The organism is Cupriavidus sp. GW822-FHT03E04 (assembly GCF_058801495.1).
The window spans coordinates 108,207-129,526 of the sequence record NZ_JBXANI010000002.1; the positions used below are offsets into that span (position 1 = coordinate 108,207).

The 21,320-nt window shown below is 67.2% G+C and carries 22 protein-coding genes; 11 read left to right on the forward strand and 11 right to left on the reverse strand.

Annotation, left to right across the window (positions count from 1 at the left end; translation table 11 throughout):
• Nucleotides 1-107 precede the first annotated feature (107 nt).
• Nucleotides 108-1,703 (reverse strand): GMC family oxidoreductase, encoded by a 1,596-nt coding sequence (locus tag AC1RQC_RS02575; protein ID WP_492882377.1) that lies wholly within the window; start codon nt 1,701-1,703, stop codon nt 108-110.
• Nucleotides 1,704-1,724: 21 nt separating this feature from the next.
• Complete coding sequence (locus AC1RQC_RS02580) at nt 1,725-2,309, reverse strand: hypothetical protein (RefSeq protein WP_492882378.1); 585 nt, start codon at nt 2,307-2,309, stop codon at nt 1,725-1,727.
• 204 nt (nt 2,310-2,513) lie between these two features.
• Here AC1RQC_RS02580 and AC1RQC_RS02585 point away from each other — a divergent pair, with 204 nt between their 5' ends.
• From AC1RQC_RS02585 to AC1RQC_RS02610, 6 genes are all read left to right on the forward strand, one after another.
• Entirely contained in the window at nt 2,514-3,617 is a 1,104-nt protein-coding gene (locus AC1RQC_RS02585; protein ID WP_492373244.1) for an AraC family transcriptional regulator, read from the forward strand.
• Between the two features lie 273 nt (nt 3,618-3,890).
• Entirely contained in the window at nt 3,891-5,489 is a 1,599-nt protein-coding gene (locus tag AC1RQC_RS02590) for a flavin-containing monooxygenase (RefSeq protein WP_492882379.1), read from the forward strand.
• A 77-nt stretch (nt 5,490-5,566) separates the two neighbouring features.
• The gene (locus tag AC1RQC_RS02595) at nt 5,567-6,481 is read left to right on the forward strand and encodes an SDR family NAD(P)-dependent oxidoreductase (RefSeq protein WP_492882380.1); all 915 of its coding nucleotides are present in this window, start codon (nt 5,567-5,569) and stop codon (nt 6,479-6,481) included.
• The gene (locus AC1RQC_RS02600) at nt 6,478-7,440 is read left to right on the forward strand and encodes an alpha/beta fold hydrolase (protein ID WP_492373241.1); all 963 of its coding nucleotides are present in this window, start codon (nt 6,478-6,480) and stop codon (nt 7,438-7,440) included. The genes AC1RQC_RS02595 and AC1RQC_RS02600 overlap by 4 nt, the downstream gene beginning before the upstream one ends.
• A 79-nt stretch (nt 7,441-7,519) precedes the next feature.
• A complete protein-coding gene (locus AC1RQC_RS02605) occupies nt 7,520-8,392 on the forward strand; it encodes a metal-dependent hydrolase (RefSeq protein WP_492882381.1) in 873 nt (290 codons plus the stop codon).
• Nucleotides 8,389-8,553, forward strand: coding sequence for a rubredoxin (locus AC1RQC_RS02610; RefSeq protein WP_253929397.1), 165 nt, complete (start codon nt 8,389-8,391; stop codon nt 8,551-8,553). Before AC1RQC_RS02605 ends, AC1RQC_RS02610 begins: the two co-directional genes overlap by 4 nt.
• Before the next feature lie 30 nt (nt 8,554-8,583).
• Here AC1RQC_RS02610 and AC1RQC_RS02615 read toward each other — a convergent pair whose 3' ends face one another.
• Entirely contained in the window at nt 8,584-9,483 is a 900-nt protein-coding gene (locus AC1RQC_RS02615) for a MerR family transcriptional regulator (protein ID WP_492882382.1), read from the reverse strand.
• Between the two features lie 169 nt (nt 9,484-9,652).
• Here AC1RQC_RS02615 and AC1RQC_RS02620 point away from each other — a divergent pair, with 169 nt between their 5' ends.
• The 3 genes from AC1RQC_RS02620 (at nt 9,653) to AC1RQC_RS02630 (ending at nt 12,858) form a co-directional block, all read left to right on the forward strand.
• On the forward strand, nt 9,653-10,582 hold the full coding sequence (locus tag AC1RQC_RS02620) for a LysR family transcriptional regulator (RefSeq protein WP_492373237.1): 930 nt from the start codon (nt 9,653-9,655) through the stop codon (nt 10,580-10,582).
• A 200-nt stretch (nt 10,583-10,782) separates the two neighbouring features.
• Nucleotides 10,783-11,751: a Bug family tripartite tricarboxylate transporter substrate binding protein gene (locus AC1RQC_RS02625; protein WP_416050054.1), complete on the forward strand. Its 969-nt coding sequence runs from the start codon at nt 10,783-10,785 to the stop codon at nt 11,749-11,751.
• Between the two features lie 135 nt (nt 11,752-11,886).
• Nucleotides 11,887-12,858 carry a M14 family metallopeptidase gene (locus AC1RQC_RS02630; RefSeq protein WP_492809234.1) on the forward strand — a complete coding sequence of 324 codons (972 nt, stop codon included), beginning with the start codon at nt 11,887-11,889 and terminating at the stop codon, nt 12,856-12,858.
• A gap of 73 nt (nt 12,859-12,931) precedes the next feature.
• On the opposite strand, the gene AC1RQC_RS02635 is transcribed toward AC1RQC_RS02630, so the two are convergent.
• From AC1RQC_RS02635 to AC1RQC_RS02665, 7 genes are all read right to left on the reverse strand, one after another.
• A complete protein-coding gene (locus AC1RQC_RS02635; protein WP_492373235.1) occupies nt 12,932-13,459 on the reverse strand; it encodes a hypothetical protein in 528 nt (175 codons plus the stop codon).
• 183 nt (nt 13,460-13,642) lie between these two features.
• Nucleotides 13,643-13,876 (reverse strand): hypothetical protein, encoded by a 234-nt coding sequence (locus AC1RQC_RS02640; protein WP_492809235.1) that lies wholly within the window; start codon nt 13,874-13,876, stop codon nt 13,643-13,645.
• A gap of 247 nt (nt 13,877-14,123) precedes the next feature.
• A complete protein-coding gene (locus AC1RQC_RS02645; protein ID WP_174424410.1) occupies nt 14,124-14,327 on the reverse strand; it encodes a hypothetical protein in 204 nt (67 codons plus the stop codon).
• A 45-nt stretch (nt 14,328-14,372) separates the two neighbouring features.
• The gene (locus tag AC1RQC_RS02650) at nt 14,373-14,951 is read right to left on the reverse strand and encodes an OB-fold protein (protein WP_492373233.1); all 579 of its coding nucleotides are present in this window, start codon (nt 14,949-14,951) and stop codon (nt 14,373-14,375) included.
• Nucleotides 14,952-15,302: 351 nt separating this feature from the next.
• Nucleotides 15,303-15,716, reverse strand: coding sequence for a hypothetical protein (locus tag AC1RQC_RS02655; RefSeq protein WP_416050059.1), 414 nt, complete (start codon nt 15,714-15,716; stop codon nt 15,303-15,305).
• 118 nt (nt 15,717-15,834) lie between these two features.
• Nucleotides 15,835-17,052 carry an acyltransferase family protein gene (locus tag AC1RQC_RS02660; RefSeq protein ID WP_492882383.1) on the reverse strand — a complete coding sequence of 406 codons (1,218 nt, stop codon included), beginning with the start codon at nt 17,050-17,052 and terminating at the stop codon, nt 15,835-15,837.
• A 170-nt stretch (nt 17,053-17,222) separates the two neighbouring features.
• Nucleotides 17,223-18,398, reverse strand: a complete 1,176-nt coding sequence (locus AC1RQC_RS02665; protein WP_492373231.1) for an acyltransferase family protein — start codon at nt 18,396-18,398, stop codon at nt 17,223-17,225.
• Between the two features lie 242 nt (nt 18,399-18,640).
• Between AC1RQC_RS02665 and AC1RQC_RS02670 the strand changes: the two genes are divergently transcribed.
• Entirely contained in the window at nt 18,641-19,318 is a 678-nt protein-coding gene (locus tag AC1RQC_RS02670; RefSeq protein WP_492882384.1) for a methyltransferase family protein, read from the forward strand.
• Nucleotides 19,319-19,394: 76 nt separating this feature from the next.
• Here AC1RQC_RS02670 and AC1RQC_RS02675 read toward each other — a convergent pair whose 3' ends face one another.
• A complete protein-coding gene (locus AC1RQC_RS02675) occupies nt 19,395-19,847 on the reverse strand; it encodes a PA2169 family four-helix-bundle protein (RefSeq protein ID WP_006162538.1) in 453 nt (150 codons plus the stop codon).
• Between the two features lie 414 nt (nt 19,848-20,261).
• Here AC1RQC_RS02675 and AC1RQC_RS02680 point away from each other — a divergent pair, with 414 nt between their 5' ends.
• The gene (locus tag AC1RQC_RS02680; protein ID WP_492373229.1) at nt 20,262-21,101 is read left to right on the forward strand and encodes an AraC family transcriptional regulator; all 840 of its coding nucleotides are present in this window, start codon (nt 20,262-20,264) and stop codon (nt 21,099-21,101) included.
• Nucleotides 21,102-21,320: the final 219 nt, after the last annotated feature.

Here is a 21,320-nt window from a genome sequence, read left to right on the forward strand (position 1 = left end):
ATTGTGCCCGCATGCCGCGCGCGCCATGCGGGATTTTACTTCCCTGCTTAAGGGGGGCGTGTCCTTGCGAGCCAACGCCCGTAGCCGCGCGGATTGGCGGGCCGCGCTCATCCGGCCAGCCGCGCCGCCAGCGCCTGGGCGTTCTGCGCGCTGAGTGCAAAAACAGACAGTTGCGGGTTCGCTCCTATGCTGGTCGGAAACACGGAACCGTCCAGCACCGACAGGTTGGCCAGCTGGTGATGGCGGCCATGGCTGTCGACCACCCCGCCCTGCGGCTGGTCGCTCATGGCGCAGCCGCCCATCAGGTGCGCGGTAAACAGCGCCGCGCGGAACTTGGCCAGCGGCAGCGTGGCAATGCCCTGGCGGGCCTGCGCCCAGCTGTCATAGTACGGCGCGTCCAGGTGGGCCGGGCGCACGCGCAGCGCCCCGGCCGCGAACTGGGCCTCGGCCATGCTCAGCCAGGCGCGTCGCATGCCGTCCCAGACATAGTCGCTGATGTCGTAGTCGAGCACCGGGCTGCCATCGTCGGCAATGCGCACGCGCCCGCCTTCGCTCTGCCCAACAAAGCCATCGCGCAGCAGCGCCAGCATCGCGTTGGTATGCGGCAGCGCGGCCATGTCGGTGCGCAGCGCCTCGCCCACCTGGTTGAACACGCCCGCGCTGATGCCGGGGAACAAGGGCGGCACTTCCAGCTTGTAGCCCATCGGGCCGGTGGCGCCATCCTTCCACTGGAAGTGATCGGAGGCGATCGATTGCGGCGCGCCGTAGTATGGGTCGACCTGTTCGGGCATCACCGCCACGCTCAGGTTGACCGGATGGATGAAGGTGCGTACGCCGACCCGCTGATACGGGTCCGGCACGCGCGAGCGCAGCAACAGCGCCGGCGTGTTGATGGCGCCGCCGGCCGCCACGTAGTGCCGCGCGCGTACCGTTACCGCAATGCCGGTGGGCGTGCGGCCATCGGCACCCAGCGCTTCACCGGCAAGCGTGGTGACCGTCTTGCCGTCATGCTCCAGCGCGCGCACCCGCACGCGGTGGACCAGCGTGGCGCCCTTGGCGAGCGCGGCGGGAATGGTCGATACCAGCATCGATTGCTTGGCGTTGACCGGGCAGCCCAGCCCGCAATAGCCGGAGTTCCAGCAGCCTTTCACATTGCGCGGGATCACGTGCGACTCCCAGCCCAGCTTGTCGCAGCCGCGCTTGAGCACATCGTTGTTGTTGTTCGGCGGCATGCCCCACGGCGCCACCGACAGCCGTGCCTCCATGCGCTCGAACCACGGTGCCATGTCCGCGGCGCTGTGGCCGCTCACCGCATGGTGCGCGGCCCAGTGCGCCAGCGTTTCCTTTGGCGTGCGAAAGCTCGACGACCAGTTCACCGTCGTGCTGCCGCCCACCGAGCGCCCTTGCAGGATGGCGATGGCGCCATCGGACGTGGCGCGCGCCGCGCCCTCCTGGTACAGCTCGCGATAGGCGCGGCCCTCGTCCATGTCCTTGAAGCTGTCGGAGGTGCGCAGCGCGCCCTCCTCCACCAGCACCACGCGCAGACCGGCCTCGCTGAGGATCTCGGCGGCCACGCCGCCGCCGGCGCCGCTGCCGACAATCACCACGTCGGCGTCGAGCGAAAGCGGCGCGGTGAGCGCGGCGCCGTCCACCACGTTCCAGCCGGCGGCGATGCCGGCGCTATAGATATCGGGAATGGCCATGAGGTACTCGTGTATTGGATTTCAGGTGTGCAGCGCACGAAAGACCGCAGGATTGGGGCCGGGATATCCGCTGCCCGCCCACGCTGCCGGCAGCAGGTAGTAGCCCACGCTGCTGAGCTTGACCAGCACCACGGCGCCGGCATTCAAGGTGGCAAAGCGGCTGGCGCGCCAGCGCGCGAGAAAGCGGCGCGCCTGCTGCGTGTCGGTCTGCTTCCAGTCCTGGCCCACGCCGGCGAGCACCCAGCGCAACGGCCCGATGGCGAGCAGGTCGAGCAGCTTGCGCAGTTCCGCGCGTGCGTTGGCATCCATGGCGGCGCATGTGGCGTCGACATTGCGCACGGCCTGGCCGAGCTGCAGTTCGCGCGAGCCGCGCTCGCGCTCGGCGAGCTCCGCCACCACGGCGGGCAGCAAGGCGGTGAACAACGCCACGTCGCCTTCGCGCAGGAACTGCATGCCGGTGGCGGGTTGCTTGTGCGCGGGCGCGCAGCCGGACAATGCCGGGACCAGGCCGGCGCACGCGAGTGCGGCGGACAAGCCAAAGCCAATCTTGAGAAAGCCGCGCCGCGACAGTGCGCACGCGGGCGGCTCGGTGGCTGGGGTGTGCATGGTGTGTCTCCTGTTTTGCGCTTATCCGTCTGCTTGCGGGTCTTTTGCGGGTGCATTGCGGGTCCATTGCGGGTCCATTGCGGGTCCATTGCGGGTCCATGGCGCGGGCCTTGCGATGCGCGTTGCCGATACCCCGCATTGACGCTCGCCGCAGTTTGGATAAAGATCGGGCCCCGGTCTTGATCCCGCATGACAGGTGATTTGATGCCACGCGCCAACGCGGCGCTCCCCGCCGCTGCTATCACCGACATCGCCAGCGCAGCTTACGTCGCCGAGACGCCCGGCACCGTGTCGCTGCCCTACCTGCGCACCGTGCTCGACTACGGCGAGGCCGCCGGCATCGCGCCGGCCGACCAGCTCGTGCTCGCAGGGCTCGATCCCGCCTTGCTCGACAGCCCGGCCGGCCCCGCCACGCGCATCGGCGTTGCGCACTACCTGACGCTGCTCGATGCGCTGGAGCGCGCCGCCGGTGATCCGCTGGCGGGCCTGCACGCGGGCGCGGCGTTCCGGCCGCGCCACTATGCGGAGATGGGCTATGTGGTGCTGACCACGCCCACGGTGCGCGAGGCCATCCTGCAGGGCATCCGCTACGAGGTGCTGGCCAACGATATCGGCCGCACCCGCCTGCATGAAACGGCGCAGGGCGCGTGGATGACGTGGGAGGCGCAGCACGGCCCGCTGTCGCGCCACGCGCACGAGCTGCACATGGCCACGTGGATCGGCTTTGCCCGCTGGCTGCTGGGCGACGGCTTCTTTGCCGAGCGTATCGAGTTTCCCCACGCGCCACCACCCGGTGGCCACGCCGACGACTACAGCCGGGTATTCGGCTGCCCGGTGGTCTTCAACGCCGGGCGCCACGCCATGCACATCGATCCCGCGCTGCTGGCGCGCCCTTCGATGCAGGCCGATGCGCAAATGCAGGCACAGATGACGCGCATCGCCCAGGCCCAGCTGCGCGCGCTGGAGGCGGACGGCACCGGCGAGATCGCGCAGGCGCGGGCCTTTATCAGCGCGGCGCTGCATCGGGGCGAGGTGCCGATCGCGGCGGTGGCGGCGCATCTGCGCTTGCCGGTGCGCACGCTGCAGCGGCGGCTGCAGGCGCAGGGGCTGAACTACTCCGCGCTGGTCGACGGGGTGCGCCGCGCGCAGGCCGAGCATTACCTCGCCGACCCCGCCATCAGCCTCGCCCAGCTGGCCATGCTGCTTGGCTTTTCGGAGCAGAGCGCGTTCAGCCATGCGTTCAAACGCTGGACGCAGGAAACCCCGAATGCCTGGCGAAAGCGGTTGCTGGGGCGCGCGCCGGGATAGCCAACGTCGCCTTTCTGCCAAGTTCGACAGATTGGTGCCGGTTTCAAACGCAGCGGTGGGTACGCCCCTTGGTGCGGGAAAGCGCGCTTTCTTCCTGTTTTATGCGCTCAACAAGCCACTAAAATCCGCTAAAAATTAGAATGGCGATTCAAATCTCCGAGTTGACCCGGGGCGCTGGCGTGCCTACGATGACATTCATCAATGTCACAATCAAGGATGTTGCGACGCAATGCGGCATCCCGCCGTGCACGCCAGCGACACGAGAGACAGCTTATGAATGCGCCAGCAGACCTGCCCCCGGAGTTATCCACAGCCCAGCCGTCACCGCAGGGGCCCGGCCCCACCGAGCACATCGATATCGCCATCATCGGCACCGGGTTCGCCGGGCTGGGCATGGCGATCCGCCTCAAGCAGGCAGGCCTGCATGACTTCGCGCTGTTCGAGAAGGCCGCCTCGGTGGGGGGCACGTGGCGCGACAACCACTATCCGGGCTGCGCCTGCGATGTGCAGTCGCATCTGTACTCGTTCTCTTTCGCGCCCAACCCCAACTGGTCGCGCATGTTTTCGCCGCAGCCGGAGATCCGCGCTTACCTGGAACGCTGCACCGACCAGTTCCGCCTGCGCCCCCACCTGCGCCTGAACCACGAACTGCGCCGCGCCGCATGGGACGACGCCAGCGGCACGTGGCAGCTCGACATGGCCGATGGCAAGCGCGTGCGGGCTCGCGTGCTGGTGTCGGGCATGGGTGGCCTGAGCCGGCCGGCGTATCCCAATATCCCGGGCCTGGCGCGCTTTCGCGGCGAGGCGTTTCACTCGCAGCACTGGAACCATGACTACGCGCTGGCGGGCAAGCGCGTGGCGGTGATCGGCACCGGCGCCAGCGCCATCCAGTTCGTGCCGCAGATCGCTGCGCAGGTGGCGCACCTGGACCTGTTCCAGCGCACGCCGCCGTGGATCATGCCCAAGCCCGATCGCAAGGTGTCAGCCGCCGAGCGCTGGCTGTTCCGCCGCCTGCCGCTCACGCAAAAGCTGATGCGCACCGGCATCTACTGGGCGCTGGAGTCGCGCGTGCTTGGCTTCGTGATCCATCCCAAGCTGATGACGGTGGTGGCGCGCATCGCGCGCCGCCATATCAAGCGGCAGATCGCCGATCCCGCGCTGCGTGCCACCGTCACGCCGGACTACACCATCGGCTGCAAGCGCGTGCTGATCTCCAACGACTATTACCCTGCGCTGGCGCGCGCCAACGTGGATGTGGTGACTTGCGGCATCGACCACGTGGAGGAAGACGCCATCGTGATGCGCGACGGCACCCGCCGCAAGGCGGACTGCATCATCTTTGGCACCGGCTTTCACGCCACCGATCCGATTCCGCGCGGCGCCATCCTCGGCCAGCGCGGCGCCGATCTGCTCGATGCCTGGCGCGATGGCGCCGAGGCGTACCTGGGCACCACCGTGGCCGGCTTCCCCAACCTCTTCCTGGTGGTGGGGCCGAACACCGGCCTGGGGCATAGCTCGATGGTGTTCATGATCGAGTCGCAGGTGAACTACATCCTCGGCGCGCTCAAGGCCATGGGCCAGCAGCGCGTGCAGGCCATCGACGTGCGCCCGCCCGCGCAGCGCGACTACAACGCGGGGCTGCAGCGCAAGCTGGCGGGCGCGGTGTGGTCGGAGGGCGGCTGCGTGAGCTGGTACCTCGACCCCAAGACCGGCAAGAACACCACGCTGTGGCCCGGGTTCACCTGGCAGTTCCGCCGCGCCACCGCACGCTTTCGCATGGCCGACTACGAGATCCGCCCGCTGATGCACCACGCGCTCGCACCCAATGCAGCCAACGCAGCCAGCGAAGCCAACCGGGCCATCGAGGCGTGAGCGCGTTGCGTGCCCGGCCGCGAAGCTGACCAGAAGCACACCAGAAGCACACCAGAAGAACACCGAGGAGACACCGCATGAAGGATTTCAAGAACAAGGTGGCCGCCATTACCGGCGCAGGCTCCGGCATGGGCCGCTCACTGGCGCTCGCGCTGGCGCGCGAAGGCTGCCAGCTGGCGCTGTCGGACCGCAATGAAAAAGGCCTCGCGCAGACGGTGGCCGAGGTCATGCGCGCAGCGCCGGGCCTGGTGTTCACGCAGCACTGCGTGGATGTATCGGACCGCGCCGCGATGTACGCCTGGGCCGAGCAGGCCGCGCGCGCGCACGGGCGCATCAACCTGATTTTCAACAATGCCGGCGTGGCGCTGTCGAGCACCATCGAGGGCATGAACTACGATGACCTCGAATGGATCATGGGCATCAACTTCTGGGGCGTGGTGCATGGCACCAAGGCGTTCCTGCCTTACCTGAAGGCCAGCGGCGACGGTCACGTGATCAATACGTCGAGCATCTTCGGCATCTTCGCGCAGCCCGGCATGAGCGGCTACAACGCGAGCAAGTATGCGGTGCGTGGCTTTACGGAATCGCTGCGCCAGGAGCTCGACATGCAGGCGTGCGGCGTGTCCGCGACCTGCGTGCACCCGGGCGGCATCAAGACCAATATTGCGCAGGCCAGCCGTATCTCCGCGAACGTCACCGGCTTCCTGGTGCACGATGAGCAGCAGGGCCGCGATGAGTTCGAGAAGTACTTCATCACCACGGCGGACAAGGCCGCGCGCGTGATCCTCAACGGCGTGCGCCACAACCGCCGCCGCGTGCTGATCGGCCCGGATGCGGTTGCCGCCGACATGATGGCGCGGTTGCTGCCCGCGGCCTACCAGAAGCTGGTGGTGTTCGACGCGCGCCGCAAAGGCCCGCTCGGCAAGCCTGCCGCGGACGTGCCCAACACGGTGCCGGCCAAGGCCAGCGGCAATGGCGGAGATGCGCAATGAACCGCGTCGCCATGCCGGCGGACAGCCGCCTCTCGCAGCCACCCGGCGCGCTCACGCGCTGGTTCGGCCAGGGCCGCGTAGGGCTGTTCAGCCTGTCGCGTGAAACGCTCGCCAGACGCTACGCGCTGCCCGCCTCGCGCTGGGTGCAGGTCATGGGCACGCTCGTGCATTACACCGATGAAGGCGTGCCCGGCGGCGAGCCGCTGCTGCTGATCCATGGCTTCGGCGCTTCGCTGCACACCTGGCAAGGTGTGCTGCCGGCACTCGCGCAACGCTATCGCGTGCTGCGCGTGGACCTGCCGCCCTTTGGCCTGACCGGGCCGTTGCGCGATGCGCGCGGGCGCATTCTCACCATGGATGTGGACACGTACCGCCGCTTTATCGACGCCTTCTGCGACGCCATCCACCTGCAGCGCGCCAGCGTCATCGGCAACTCGCTGGGCGGCCTGATCGCATGGGACATGGCCGCGCGCCATCCCGGGCGCGTCGACAAGATGGTGCTGATCGATGCCGCCGGTTTCCCGATGAAGCTGCCGCTGTACATCGCGCTGTTCAACCACGCGCCGGTGCGCTGGTCGGCGCCGTGGCTGCTGCCGGAGTGCGTTATCCGCGCCGCCACGCGCGACGTCTACGGCGATGCCTCGCGGGTGGACGAAGGCACCTTCCGTCGCTATGTCGATTTCTTCTACGCCGAGGGCAGCCGCGAAGCGGTCGGCCGCATGGTGCCCAAGCTGGACTTCGACGCGCTCGACACGCAGGCGCTCAATGGCATCCGCTCGCCCACGCTGGTGCTGTGGGGCGAGCGTGACCGCTGGATCCCGCCGGCGCATGCGCAAGCCTTTGCCGGGCGCATTCCTGGCGCGCGGCTGCAGCGCTACGCAGGCCTGGGCCATATCCCGATGGAAGAGGATCCGCAGCGCGTGGCGGCGGACCTGCTGCCTTTTCTTGACGGGCGCTGAGGCCACCGCCGACATACGCAACGCACCCGACGCACCCGACGCACCCGACGCATTCCACGAATCGACAGGAGTACTCATCATGATGCCAATCCGACGCGATGTGCATCCCCACTTGCCCGCCAGCCGCATCGGCGACTGGCACGTGCGGGGCCGCCATGTCACCCACTTCGTCAACGCGCTATCGATCTTCTTTCCGGCGGGCGAGCGCTTCTTCATGGACAGCGTGCGCGCCTATCGCGACGACGTGACCGACCCCGAGCTCAAGCGCGCCATCGCGGGTTTTATCGGCCAGGAGGCCATGCACACGCGCGAGCATATCCTCTACAACCGGCTGATGACGGATGCGGGCCTGCCCGCCGAGCCGCTCGACCGGTTCGTCGGCAAACTGCTCAACGTGCTGCGCAAGATACTGCCCAAGTCATGGCAGCTTGCGCACACCATCGCGCTCGAGCACTACACCGCGATGCTTGCCGGCGGGCTGCTGGCGGACCCGGACCAGATGGGCGGCTCCGAGCCCGGCTATCACCAGGTGTGGATCTGGCACGCGCTGGAAGAGACCGAGCACAAGGCGGTGGCCTACGACGTATGGAATGCCGTGATGAAGCCGGGGCTATATCGCTATCTGCTGCGCACCTTCACCATGCTCACCACCACGGTGACGTTCTGGGCGATGGTGTTCGTATTCCACATCCGGCTGGTGATGGCGGATCGCGAGTGCCGCAACAAGCTCGGCGGCTTTGGCGGCGTGGTGCGTTTCCTGTGGGGCAAGCCTGGCGTGCTGCGCAAGATGATTCCGGAGTGGTTCGATTATTTCCGGCCGGGCTTCCACCCGTGGGATCACGACAACCGTGCGCAGCTGGCGCGCATCGAGCCGCTGATCGCGGAGATCGAGGCCACCTCCGCGCGCGCCGGCGTATCCAGCCGGGCGCCCTCGGTGAGGGCCGCGGCATGAAGGTCTGGCAGTGTGAGATTTGCGGGCTTGTCTACGACGAAGCCGCTGGCATGCCGGAGCATGGCATCGCGCCCGGCACGGCATGGAGTGCCGTGCCGGAAGACTGGAGCTGCCCCGATTGCGGCATGCGCAAGGGGGATTTCCAGATGGTGGCGCTTTAGGTAGCCGGCTAGAGCGGGCACGTACCTGTATCAGCGCCTGGCCTTGCGCGGCCCGGCCTTTGGCGCGTTGCCCGCGCCGCCGTCTTCCGGCGCGTCGTGCAAGTGCTCGATGATGGCCGCCACGCGGTCGCCGAGGTATTTATTGGCTGACTGTTCCATGGCCCGCATCATCTCCGCTTCTACCGCCACCATGGCCAGCGGGCGGATGCGCCAGAGGATATCCACCAGCCGCGGCACGTCCTGCGGCGGTGGCAGCTTGCCTTCACCGAAGCGGTCCAGCTCGCGCACCACCATGGCCACGATCCGGTCCGATACGGCTTCGAAGTGCCCGCGTGCGTGCTCGACGATGGACAGCACATCTTCCAGCGGAAATCCCGCGCGCGCGATCTCCGCGCCGGCAGCCAGCGTGCGCGGGCTGCGTGCGAGGTAGCCCATGCCGTCCGGCTCCAGCAGGCCGAGCGCGATGGCCTTGGCCAGCGCCGGGCGCGATATCGCGCGGCCGAACAGCTTGGCCAGCGCCAGGTAGGAATAGTGGCGCGGCACTTCATCGGTCCACGGGCTGCTGATGGCGGATTCCAGCCCGAGGATGGAGCGCAGGTCATGCCCTTCCACGATGGCCTTGAGCAGCTCCTGGATATTGTTCAGCGTGTAGCCGCGCGCCAGCAGGTGGTTGATCAGCCGAAGCCGGCCCAGGTGCGTCTGCGTGTAGATGCCCACCCGGCCGCGCCGCTCGGGCGGATCGATCAGGCCGCGGTCCTGGTAGGAGCGCACATTGCGCACCGTGGTGCCGGCCGCCCGCGCCAGTTCGTCGATGGTGTATTCCGGCGGCGTGCCATTGCCATTGCCATTGCCGGAGCCGGCGGCATCGTGGGCGGCGGACGCCGATGACGACGAGGAGGTGGGCGCAGTGCTGCGCTTGAAGAAGGCCATGGCAAAAATTCTACCCGAGTCGTGCGTCTGCCGTGTGTCGTATGCCGGGCGTTGCGCGCCGGGGCACGCACCGCTACAGCTACAATATTCGCAGCGCCGCTCCCGAGATGGCGGCATTTGCCTGGATCGTCCCCATTCAACTTCTGCGCGCGCCCTGGCGCGAGTCCTTATGCATATCCGCTGGCTGGAGGATTTTGTGTGCCTGGCCCAGGCCGGCAGCCTGGCGCGCGCGGCGGAGCTGCGTAACGTCACGCCGCCGGCATTCGGGCGCCGCATGCAGGCGCTGGAAGTCTGGGCGGGTGCGCCGCTGATCGATCGCAGCGTGTTCCCGGTGCGCCTCACCGATGAGGGGCGGCAGTTCCTGGAGGCCGCGCAGAGCGCGTTGCGCACGCTGGACGATACGCGCATGTCGCTGCGCGCGGCGCATCGGGCCGATGCCAGCACCGTGGTGATCGTCACCGGCAAGACGCTGGCGCGCTCGATGGTGCCGGCGTGGCTGGCCGGCCTGCGCCATGCGCTGCGCAACGACAAGGCGGCCGCGGGGTTTCGCACGCGGCTTTCCACCTTTCCCACGCACGACGCGCTGGCGATCTTCACCGAAGGCGACGCGGATTTCCTGCTTTGCTACAACTCGCCGGAGCAGCCGGTGACGCTGGACGGCGCGCGCTACCAATACCACCTTGTGGGCGAGGAGCGCCTCGTTTGCGTGAGCGCGGCGGCGGATGGTGGCGGGCCACAGTACAAGTTGCTCGCACGCGGCCAGCGCGCCCCGGTGCCGATGATCGCCTACGCGCAGACGCTGACCCTGGGCCGCATGGTCAACGGCGAGATCGCCCGGCGCGGGCTGGCCAGCCGGCTCGACGTGATCGCGGTCAGCGATTTCGCCGAATCCGTGCATGAAATGGTGCGCCAGCGCATGGGCCTGGCGTGGCTGCCCGCGCGGCTGATCGCCGATGACCTGCACGCCGGTCGCCTGGTGCGCGCCGGGCTGGAGGTGGGCGGCGAGACGGATCTCGTGATGCAGATCCTGCTGTATCGCCCGCGCGCGCCCATGCGGGCGCTGGGCGAGGCCTTCTGGCATGCGGCGGTGGCGGGCTAGTTGTCCAGCGCCACGCGCTGGGTCCGCCTTGGCGCGGCTGGCGCCTGATCCCAGCCCCCGATCCCCCACCCTTGCCAAAACGGCAAGCGCCATTGCCAAAGCCGCACGTTGCTGCGCCCGCACGCTCTCTAAGATCGCCGCATGCCTGCATACCTTGCCTGTCTGCATACGGCGCAAATCTAAAAACGGAGAGACCTGCCATGAACAAACTGCTGCGTGCGGCTGCTGCCGCATCCTTCTGCCTGCTTGCCGGCGGCGCTGCCGCCTCGGGCTGGCCGACCAAGCCGATTTCCCTGGTGGTGGGCTACACCGCGGGCGGCAGCGTCGACCTGGTGGCCCGCACCATCGCGCCGGAACTGGGCAAGCGCCTGGGCCAGAGCGTGGTGATCGAGAACCTGGGCGGCGCGGGCGGCACCATCGGCGCGTCCAAGGTGGTCAAGGCCGACGCCGACGGCTACACGCTGCTGATGGGCTCGGGCAGCGAGGTCTCGATCGCGCGCCTGACCAACCCCGCTGTGCGCTACGACGGCGAGCGCGACCTGGCGCCGATCACCTTTGTCGGCACCCAGCCGATGGTGCTGGTGGGCAAGTCCGCGCTGCCGGCCAAGAACGCCGACGAGCTGATCGCGCTGGCCAAGGCGCAGCCGGGCAAGCTGGCCTATGCGTCGTCCGGCGTGGGCACGCCGCTGAACCTGGCCGGCGAGCTGATCAAGCAGCAAGGCAAGGTCAACATCACCCATGTGCCCTATAAGGGTGCGTCCGCCATGTCCACCGACCTGCTCGGCGGCCAGATCGACCTCGCCGTGATGGTGCTGTCGTCGGCGCTGCCGCATATCCAGGCTGGCCGGGTCAAGGCCTACGGCGTGACCGAAGGGCACCGCGCCCAGGTGGCGCCCAACGTGCCCGCGCTGGCGGAAAGCAGCGCGCTCAAGGGCGTGGACATGGGCGTGTGGTTTGGCCTGATGGCGCCGGCCAATACGCCGCGCGCCGTGGTCGATCGCCTGAACACCGAGATGCAGGCCGTGCTGGCCATGCCCGACGTGAAGAAGAAGCTGGCGGAGGCCGGCGTGGAAGTGGCGCCGGGCGGCCCGGGCCAGTTCGCCAGCTTTATCAAGCGCGAGACGGTGAAGTACAAGAGCATCGTGCAGACTGCCGGCATTCACGAATAAGGGGACGGCGGCAGGCGTACCATTTGCTTGTCGCAAGTGGCGGTGTCGGCGGTTGCCGCCCGCCCGCCTTCCCTGCTTCTTTCGCTTCTTTCGCTGTTCAGTCGCTATCACTGGCAATCTTGCCGATCAAAAAACATGACGACCACTGCCCCCAGCTTCGACGCATACCCGGTTGAAGTCGAATTCCCCGATATCTCCGCCTACGCCACCGGCAACGCCGGCGTGCCCTATGTCCACACCTTCGACAGCGGCGTGCCCGGCCCGCACGTGATGGTCAATGCGCTGACCCACGGCAACGAGGTGTGCGGCGCCATCACCGTCAAGGCGCTGCTGGACCTGGGCCTGCGCCCACGCCGCGGCCGCCTGACGCTGGCCTTTGCCAACGTCGACGCGTACCTCAGCTTCGATGCCGCCCGCCCGGATGCGTCGCGCTATGTCGACCAGGATTTCAACCGCGTGTGGACGGCCGCCGTGCTCGACGACACCACCCGTGACTCGTCCGAGCTGCGCCGCGCACGCGCCATGCGCCCGGTCATCGATACCGTGGACCTGCTGCTCGACCTGCACTCCATGCACGAGAAGAGCTTGCCGCTGATCGTGTCCGGCCCGCTCGACAAGGGCATTGCCCTGTCGCGCGCCGTGGGCGCGCCCGCCAATGTGATCGTGGACGAGGGCCATCCGGAAGGACGGCGCATGCGCGACTACGAAGGCTTTGGCGACCCCGCCAGCGCCAGGAACGCGCTGTTGATCGAATGCGGCCAGCACTGGGAAACCGCGGCCGTGGGCGTGGCCCAGGACAGCACCGCGCGCTTCCTGCTCCATGCCGGCGTGATCGATGCGGGTGACGTGCCTGCCGGCTGGCTCCTGCCCGTGGCGCCGCAGCGGGTGGTACGCGTGACCGAGCCCGTGGTCGCCAGCAGCATGGATTTCCGCTTCGCCGGCCCATACACCGGGCTGGAAACCTTCGCCGAAGCCGGCACCGTGATCGGCTGGCGCGACGGCGAGCCGGTGGTCACACCGTATCCGGATTGCGTGCTGGTGATGCCGTCGCTGCGGCAACTGCGCCCGGGCGTGACCGTGGTGCGGCTGGGGCAGGTGGTAGGCTGACCGGCTGATTTAAGTGCGCAGGCGCGCACTTATCGCTGTAATGGGTACGCCGTCGTCAAGGCGGCGGAGGTGTTCAGGCTGGCGTAGCTGGCGATTGCGGGGCGGCCGGCGCACCTGGCGTGCCTGCCGTGGACGGCTTTGGCCGCATGCCGGGCAGCAATTGCTCGAACAGCTCGTCGATCTTCATCTCGGGCGGGACCAGGTTGCTCAGGTTGATGCCGCCGGCGCTGCGCAGGGCGTCGTAGTTCGCCTTGCCGGCACGCTCGCCGTTGATATAGACGATGATCTCTGCCGTACTCAGGAAATCGCGCCAGTAGGTCTGGCGTTGCATGTAGACCGTGGCGGTATAGGGGCACGACGCCACCGACGAGCCGGGTGACAGCATCTTGAACTCAAAGCCGCGCTGCTGCACCGCGTCGCGGATGAATTCCGCATAGGCATTGCCGCCGCTGCCCGGGTTGGCGATCACGCAAAACAGCGTGCCGTCGGCGGGCTGCATGGAGGCGATACGGTCGCCGCGGTCGACCGGGACGACGGCCTGGTACGTGGCGCAGCCGGTGACCAGCAAGCCTAGGCTGGCGGCTAGCAGTGCTTTTTTCATGATGTTCCTGGAAACGCTGGTGCAAGGGTGCCGAGCCATGTTGTCGGCAAGCGCGCCAGGCAACTTTAGGCCATTGCGGCGGCGGCAATCGTTGGAACAGAGCGGGTAAACCGGTCCTGTGCCGGTCCTGTGCCGGTCCAGCGCCGGTTCTGCTGCGGTTCTGTGGCTCGCCCGAGGTTAGCCTCAGAGCACAATGGCCTGCCGGCAGCGTAGCGCCATCACCTGCGCCTCGAAGGCGCGGGCCGCGCGCTGCGCGAGCTGGTCGCGGCGGCCGCCCGGGCGGCCATGATCCACGGCGAGGCGACCGAGCCCGGTCACCCGCCACTCGCGGCGCGTGATGGCGAGAATGTTGGCGAGCGCCTGGGCTTGCTGGACTTGCGGGGCAGGCAGCGTACCCCGGGAGAGATCTTCCATCATGATATTCAGCGCGGCCCTCGCTCCGGGGGAGCTTCGGGCCGCTTTGCCTTGTCCCGTCGTTGACGTTTGTTCGTATCGTGATGGAAAGATAGACAACGCCGGAACGCGCCATTATCGATAGCGCACCGATCCTGCTGTGGGATGTGTCCTACATGCCGCCGGAGTGGCGATTGGCGTACTGGTTAACCGAGGGGAGAGGGGGAGACAGCCGTCGTCATGGCGCGCGGTCTTGGCCCGGTTGGTGGCCTCAGGCCTTTGCCGCCCCCCCGCTGGCCATCGTGCCCACCACCATCAGGCAGATCGCGGCAAGGAACACCCCCACCAGCAGGATCTGCAGGCGCCCCACCGGGCGGCCCTTCAGGAAGGCGTTGCTGATGAACGGTGGCGAGACCAGGCCCACCACGGTGACGATCAGGATGGTCAGGGCGAGTACGGAAAGCAGGGTTTGCATGCTGGATGTCGATCTGGGTAAATCTGGCTAAGTCAGTGCTCGCGCTCAGTTGGCGCCGCCACGCACAAGGCAATCTTCAAGGACGGGCGAGCCTTCCACCTGGCCCGCGCCGGTGCATTCCACGGCCACCTTCTGTCCGCGCCGGACCATGGTGCCGCGCGCTTCCACCTCGCAGGTGCGCCCGGCGGGGCCGCAGATCTGGATCGGCAGGAGCTTGGCGCGCACCACCAGGGTCGGGCTATTGGAGCGGATATCCAGGAAGACCGTGTCGTTTCCCTCGCGCCGCACGCCGCTGGCCACGCCCTCCACGATGAAATACTTGCCCAGGTAGCGGTCGTTGGCCGCGCCGGCGTTCTCCTGGTAATCGTCGACAAGGGTGTCCGCCTGGTACTGCGGCAGGATGTCGGTGGAGCGGTTCGGGTCGATGCTGATCGGGTCCAGCGTGCCGTTCTTGGGCACGCCGCGCGCGCCGGCGTTGGGCTCTGGCACCGCCGCGGACGCTGCCGCGACCGGCTCGGGGGCCGGCTCTTCCTGCTGCTCTTCATGGTTGCCGGTGAGCCACAACATGCCAAGGACGGCAAGGGCGACAACGCCGATAAGGATTTGCTGGGTACGGTTCAACATCCGGGGTTTCCTGCGATAGAAATGGGCCATTGCGCTGTCAGGCACCGGCTGCGCGCATCGATCGCGCGCACTGTGCGCCGGCACGCTCGGCTCGGCTGCCAGCCCGCCTGTGGCAAGGCCTGGCGGTGCCAGGCCAGGTGTTCGGGCGGGGCTTGCCAAAAAAGTTGCCCACAGCTTTGCCCACAGGGTTGTTCGGTCTTTTCCACAGACTTGTCCACAGCCTGGGCGGGGTGCCGTGTGGGGATCCGGGCGGGCATGCGCATGCACTTCATGGCGATGGCGTGACGTAAGGCTGGCTTGCTACGGGGCTGCCTGGCTGCGCCGCATCAAGCCGCAACCGGCAAGCCGCGATCAATGAAGGTGCCGCAGCCCGGTTTCGTCGTCGTCTTCGTCCTCGTCTTCCCAGTCTTCATGTTCGACCGGGGTGTCAGGCGCCATGTCGAACACCATCGAGTGGTGCTGCACGGTGAACCAGTCACGGAACTGTTGCAGCGTCAGCGTTTGCGGCCACAGGCTTTCGTCGAACCACTCCCCCAGCATGAATTCGAACAAGGCGCGCCAGCGCTGTTCCACCCACTGCAGCGCTTCCGACGTGGTCGAGACATCGTCCGGCACCAGGAACACACTCTGGTCCTCGCGTACATGCTCAAGGGTCAGCGTGGCTACCGGGTCGATATCCACGGCCATGATCCATTCGAAGAAAGGCTGCTGCGGCACCAATACGACGAGCGAGCGATTGAGGGTAAAGCGGGGATGATCGGTCATGGCAGGGGCTCGTTCGCTGAAACGGCCCATTGTAGCGGTTGGCCGTGCCCGCATGCGATTCATCGGTGGGCCGGCGGCCCGGCATTGCCAGGCCGCCGCCCGCCGCGGATCAGCACGCCTAGATGATGGGCCGTTCGCGCCTGGCGGGGTCGGCGCCAAATGCGTCCCGCGTCGGCAAGGCGGCGGATGGCGGGGGCGGCGCTGGCGTGGGAGTCCGGTCGGGGAACAACATGTCCTTGAGCCCCAGGAAGCGTTTTTCGATCAGGTGCCAGCTCAGCAAGGCCGCTGCGATGGAGGCACACAGGCACGCCGCCGAAAAGCCCAGCTGCCACGGGATCTGGCTGCCGAACAACAGGCGCGGCTCGCCGAACGCCTTGACCGCCACCACGCGGATGATCGGGTGGAACACGTAAAGCGCGTAGCTGTATTTGCCCAGGAACACCAGGTACCGGTTGCTGAACACGACGTGCCGGTCCGTGGCGCAGGCCGCGTAGATCAGGCCCACCGCCACCATGGCAACCACCGAGAAGCCCACGGTGTAGATCAGCGGGCTGGATTCCAGCCGGGAACCCATGGCCGCCAGCCCGCCCGCCAGCACCAGCAGCGCCAATGGCGCCGCCTTCACCAGCCAGGGCTTGAAGTGCAATCCGCGCCGGACCGCCATCGCCAGCAACGCACCCGCTACCAGGCCATCCAGCCGGGCCGGCGTGAACACCGAAATGGCGTCCGCGCTATAGCCTTGCAACACCATGCCGACACGCACCGCCAGCGTTCCCGCCAGCAGCACCAGGCAGAGCCGGCGCATGGCGGCCAACGGCAGCAGCAGCACCAGCAAGGGCCACACGGCGTAGAACTGCTCCTCGATGGCAAGCGACCACAAATGCCCCGCACCCGCGCCGAAGAACGTGCCGGTCAGCGCCTGCTTGAGGTTGGACAGATACAGCACGAACCACGGCCAGCTGGCCTGCACCGCCTCCAGCTTGGCCTGCTCAAAGGCGCCGACGCGGTGCGAGATCAGCGGGAACAGCAGCAGAAACAGCACGGCCAGGTAGAAGTAGTACAGCGGAAAGATGCGCAGCACGCGGCGCCCGTAGAACGCGCGCAGGAAGTTGGGCGCGCCCTTGGTGCGCAGCAGGATGCCCGTGATCAGGAATCCCGACAGCGCAAAGAAGATATCCACGCCAATCCACCCCGTCATCGACAACTGGTAGAACAGGCGGTCGAGCGGCAGGTCCGACACCAGGCCCACATGGGCAAAGTGATAGAGCATGACAATCAGGACCGCCAGGCCCCGCACACCGTCGAGCGCGCAAACGTGCGTACCGTCTCGGTTCATGTTCACTCCCTGCCTGGGATGGCCACGCCCGGCGCGGGCGGGCCCACCGGGCTGCCGTGGTGCAATGTCAAAAGGTACCGCGCGGCCTGGCCTGCGTTGGTGTGGCAGCCAACACAGCCCAACCCAGGCCAACACACAGGTCAACACACAGGCCAGCAGTGCAACGCCGCTTACAAGGCCTGCTGCGGCAAGTCCTGGAGCGGTTCGGCCTCGACGCTGCGCGCGGGTGCGCCGCCCTCCTCGCTCCCCGCCTCCATGGCTGTTGCCCGCGCTCGTTTGCCAAGCCAGCTCCTGAGCCGCAGAAATGGCGCTTCGACCAGCACGTAGCTCAGCGCCGCGGCTGCTAGTGCCTCCAGGATGCAATAGGGGAAGCGCAGCGCCAGCGGCGACGCCGTGCTGGTAAACAGCTGCTGCCAGACGTACAAGCTGAACGAGATCGTGCCCACGAACACAAAGGCCTTGCTCCGGAGCAGGCGCGATATCCACAACTCGGGCCGCTCCACCACAGCGAGGATCAGCAGGCCCACCGCCGCCGCCAGCGCCACCGGGCCATAGGTCGCCGTCCAGATGCCGCCGGCCAGGGTGCCGATGACCGGCAGGCCAAGCAGCAGTACCAGGATCAGCGCCGGCAGCACGAATGCGCCGGCGAAGCGTGCGTTCAGCTGCGCCTTGAGCCGCTCGCGGTCCAGGGCGATGTAGCATCCCATCAGCACCGGGTCCACGCCCGTGTGCAGCATCAACCCCAGTTGACCGCGCAACGAAGGCGTTGTGAAATAGCAGAGCACCCGCACCAGCGGCATCAGCAAGATCACCAGCACCAGCCAGCGCGGGTCCTTGCCGCGCAGCAGCAGCAACAGCACCGGCGGCCACAGCCAATAAAACTGCTCGTCCAGCGCCAGCGTCCAGAAATGGCCGAGCAGCCACGCGCCGGTGGGATGCGCCATGTTGACGTTGCCCAGCCCGAGCAACTCGGAGTAATTCCAGAGGTGCGCGGCCGCAAACAGGAGCTGCCGCGCATCCACATCGATCAGCCCGACGATGCCGAACAGGCCAAGCGCGATCAGGTAGACATAGAAAGCCGGCCAGATGCGCAGCGCGCGGCGGCCATAGAAACGCATCAGCTTGATGGAGCCGCAGGCGCGCCACTCAGCCTGCAGCAGCTCCGTAATCAGGAAACCGCTCAACACGAACGAGATGAACACGCCGACGCCGCCATTCGCGAAATACCGCAGTGGCACAAGCAATCCCGTGTACCCCCCCTTGGCCATGTGCTCCGCATGGCTGATGACCACCAGCATGACCGCGACGCTGCGAAGCCCGGTCAGCTCTAGAACGCGACGGCTCATTTTTCCTACCCCTCAAGGTATCGGGGGGCGCGGTACTCTGCCATGCCCCCCTCGCTTGCCGCCGCGCCACAACGCTCTGCGGCGTCGCGGTGGCCGCGCGCGGCGCGCGCAACCGGTGAGCATGCGGAATGAATCTAGCTTGCCCCGCCGGCGCGCTCTGTGCGCCGGCATACCAAGTGCGTGCTAACGTGCAGGAATGACAAACGCGCGGCTACCGGTTCGGCGGCAAGGAGGCAGGCGCCATGGGATTCAAGGTCGGAATGGCGCTGGCGGCGGAGGGCCTGCTCTTTGCGGCCCTGCTGTTTGGCGCGGCGGGTACGCTGGCCTGGCCCGCCGCCTGGGCTTATCTCATCCTGTTTTTTGGCGGCGGCTATTGGCTCACGCAACGCCTGGCGCGGCACGATCCGGCACTGCTCGCCGAGCGCATGAAGATGCCGCTGCAACGCGGCCAGCCGTTCTGGGACAAGATCCTGCTGCCGTTCGTGCTCGTGGCGTGGATCGCCTGGATGGTGCTGATGGGCCTGGATGCGGTGCGCTTTCACTGGTCCGCGATGCCGCTGTGGCTGCAGTGCCTGGGCGCAGTACTGCTGGTGCTGTCATTTCTCCTGATCGACCGCGTGTTTCACGAAAACACCTTCCTCGCGGCCGTGGTCAGGATCCAGGCCGAGCGCGGGCACCGGGTGGTGTCGAGCGGCCCCTACGCCGTGGTTCGCCACCCGCTCTACGCCACCATGCTGGTGTTCCTGCCGGCCAATGCGCTGATGCTCGGCTCCTGGTACGGCGTGGCCGCATCGCTGGTGCTCATTGGCGCCATCGTGTTTCGCACGGCAATGGAAGACCGCGAGCTGCAGCGCGGCCTCAAGGGCTACGCGGCCTATGCGGCCCGGGTGCGATACCGGCTGGTCCCGTTCGTCTGGTAGCTCATCAGGCGTCAGGCAGGCAGCCGGTCTTTGCTACTGATCGCAGCGGATTGCCGACGATCAGCGCATCGCAGCCTCAATGAATCTGCATCCCGCGCATGGCGTGGATGCGATCGTGATGCCACTGTATGCCCTCGTACTGGCGCTGCACCACCGCGCGGATCTCGGGCGGCATGTCCTTCATCAGCGCCGACTGGTACTCGCGCTTTGCCGTTTCCTCATCGCGCTCGCAGAGTTGCAGCACCGCATCGTCGTTGTGCGGTGCGATCACGTGCAACACTTCCATCCAGCCGCGATGCAGCGTGCCGCCCATGCTGCCGCGATCCCGGGGCTCCGCGCCCAGCGATGTCACCAGTGCCTGCAACTCCATCACCGAGGCGCGGCACGATTCCGCCGTGCCCGTAAGGATCGCGCGTATCTCGGGGTTATGCACCTCGCGGGCGCCGGTCGTGCAGCTGAGCTCGCCGTCCTTGCCGACCTCGATCAGGTGGTTCAGGGTGCCGACGATTTGTCCTTGCGCGTTGGTCATGATGATCTCCTTGCCGGTCTTGCATGGACAGGAGCCCGTGCGAATTCTCGTGTGAACCCCCGCGTACATCCGCGCCGCACGCTACACGCCTGGCGTCGATGCCCGTCCGGGATTCAGGCCCCTGCTTCCTGTGCTTGCTTTGCCTGGTTGGCTTGCCGCGCGGCACTTCTGCTATTGGCTCGCGCGCTGGCAGCCGCGTGGACCAGCGGCGGGCGAGATGGGGTGGGATTTCAGTATAGGAGGGTGTGCGGACTCGTTGGGGGGGAGCGCTGACCGGTTTGTGCGCTGCAGCTTGCCGGAACCGGCCCGCAACCGATCCGCATGCGCTTGCCAGCACTTTGCGCTAGCCAAGCCACAAAAAAACCGCAAAATCTGCAAACCGGCTGCCGGTAGATTGCACGCCATGGAGACCACATGAAACCCGAGACCCGAATCCAGTACGCCCAACGCATGGAACCCGTCCTGCGGTGGCTGGCAAGCCACCCCGACGCAGACCCGGAGCTGTACCAACTGGCCGACCTGGCCTGCCTGTCGCCGTATCACTTCCATCGCGTCTATCGCGCCATGATGGGAGAAACGGTGAACGCCACGGTACAACGCATCCGCATGCACCGTGCGGCAATCGCGCTGGCGGGTACCGAAGCTTCATTGCGTGATGTGGCGCTGCGCGCCGGCTACGAGTCGGACGCAGCGTTCAACCGGGCATTTGGTGCGGCCTTCGGCATACCGCCGGGGCGTTATCGCGCAGCCCGCTCCGGTCCCTTCAACCCTCAGGAGCTAGGCATGTATCCCATCACGATCGAAACCTTTCCCGGCACCGTTCTGGCCACGCTGCCCCATCGTGGCAGCTATCAGGAAATCGGCCCGGTGTTCACCCGCGTCTTCATGCTGGCGGCCAGCCGGGGCCTTGCCAGTCCGGACGCCATCGGCTTTGGCGTGTACTTCAGCGATCCCGAGCAGGTGCCGGTAGCGCAATTGCGCTCGCTGGCCGGCATGCCGGTTGCGCCGGATGCCGACCTGGGCGAGGAACTGGAGCGATTCGACATCCCGGCGGGCCGCTGCGCGATACTGACTTACACAGGCCCCTACAACGAGATGAGCAAGGCGTACAACTGGATGTTCTCGGAATGGCTGCCGACCAGCGGGGTCGTGCCGGCGGACTTCCCCATGTTCGAGCAGTACGTGAACGATCCTCGCACCACGCCGCCCGCGCAGTTGCAGACGCGGATCTGCATGCCGGTGAAGCAGGGCTGACGCGCACCGCACAGGCACGCCCGCTTGCGCGCGCGGACATTCCCCCCGCGCCGGGGTAACGACGCCTGCCGGGGTGATCATGCGGATTTCAGAGTTTCCGCTATCGGCCACGTACAGGTAGCCGCTTGCATCGAGCGCCACGCCAAACGGGCTCTTGAACGAAGTGGCGGTCCCGGAGCCGTCGGCGGAGCCCGCCGTTGTGGAACCCGCCAGGGTGGA

Bases quoted from the DNA above. Each gene is read 5' to 3' on its own strand.
- AC1RQC_RS02575 (WP_492882377.1), bottom strand. From the start codon at position 1,703: ATGGCCATTCCCGATATCTATAGCGCCGGCATCGCCGCCGGCTGGAAC.
- AC1RQC_RS02580 (WP_492882378.1), bottom strand. From the start codon at position 2,309: ATGCACACCCCAGCCACCGAGCCGCCCGCGTGCGCACTGTCGCGGCGC.
- AC1RQC_RS02585 (WP_492373244.1), top strand. From the start codon at position 2,514: ATGCCACGCGCCAACGCGGCGCTCCCCGCCGCTGCTATCACCGACATC.
- AC1RQC_RS02590 (WP_492882379.1), top strand. From the start codon at position 3,891: ATGAATGCGCCAGCAGACCTGCCCCCGGAGTTATCCACAGCCCAGCCG.
- AC1RQC_RS02595 (WP_492882380.1), top strand. From the start codon at position 5,567: ATGAAGGATTTCAAGAACAAGGTGGCCGCCATTACCGGCGCAGGCTCC.
- AC1RQC_RS02600 (WP_492373241.1), top strand. From the start codon at position 6,478: ATGAACCGCGTCGCCATGCCGGCGGACAGCCGCCTCTCGCAGCCACCC.
- AC1RQC_RS02605 (WP_492882381.1), top strand. From the start codon at position 7,520: ATGATGCCAATCCGACGCGATGTGCATCCCCACTTGCCCGCCAGCCGC.
- AC1RQC_RS02610 (WP_253929397.1), top strand. From the start codon at position 8,389: ATGAAGGTCTGGCAGTGTGAGATTTGCGGGCTTGTCTACGACGAAGCC.
- AC1RQC_RS02615 (WP_492882382.1), bottom strand. From the start codon at position 9,483: ATGGCCTTCTTCAAGCGCAGCACTGCGCCCACCTCCTCGTCGTCATCG.
- AC1RQC_RS02620 (WP_492373237.1), top strand. From the start codon at position 9,653: ATGCATATCCGCTGGCTGGAGGATTTTGTGTGCCTGGCCCAGGCCGGC.
- AC1RQC_RS02625 (WP_416050054.1), top strand. From the start codon at position 10,783: ATGAACAAACTGCTGCGTGCGGCTGCTGCCGCATCCTTCTGCCTGCTT.
- AC1RQC_RS02630 (WP_492809234.1), top strand. From the start codon at position 11,887: ATGACGACCACTGCCCCCAGCTTCGACGCATACCCGGTTGAAGTCGAA.
- AC1RQC_RS02635 (WP_492373235.1), bottom strand. From the start codon at position 13,459: ATGAAAAAAGCACTGCTAGCCGCCAGCCTAGGCTTGCTGGTCACCGGC.
- AC1RQC_RS02640 (WP_492809235.1), bottom strand. From the start codon at position 13,876: ATGATGGAAGATCTCTCCCGGGGTACGCTGCCTGCCCCGCAAGTCCAG.
- AC1RQC_RS02645 (WP_174424410.1), bottom strand. From the start codon at position 14,327: ATGCAAACCCTGCTTTCCGTACTCGCCCTGACCATCCTGATCGTCACC.
- AC1RQC_RS02650 (WP_492373233.1), bottom strand. From the start codon at position 14,951: ATGTTGAACCGTACCCAGCAAATCCTTATCGGCGTTGTCGCCCTTGCC.
- AC1RQC_RS02655 (WP_416050059.1), bottom strand. From the start codon at position 15,716: ATGACCGATCATCCCCGCTTTACCCTCAATCGCTCGCTCGTCGTATTG.
- AC1RQC_RS02660 (WP_492882383.1), bottom strand. From the start codon at position 17,052: ATGAACCGAGACGGTACGCACGTTTGCGCGCTCGACGGTGTGCGGGGC.
- AC1RQC_RS02665 (WP_492373231.1), bottom strand. From the start codon at position 18,398: ATGAGCCGTCGCGTTCTAGAGCTGACCGGGCTTCGCAGCGTCGCGGTC.
- AC1RQC_RS02670 (WP_492882384.1), top strand. From the start codon at position 18,641: ATGGGATTCAAGGTCGGAATGGCGCTGGCGGCGGAGGGCCTGCTCTTT.
- AC1RQC_RS02675 (WP_006162538.1), bottom strand. From the start codon at position 19,847: ATGACCAACGCGCAAGGACAAATCGTCGGCACCCTGAACCACCTGATC.
- AC1RQC_RS02680 (WP_492373229.1), top strand. From the start codon at position 20,262: ATGAAACCCGAGACCCGAATCCAGTACGCCCAACGCATGGAACCCGTC.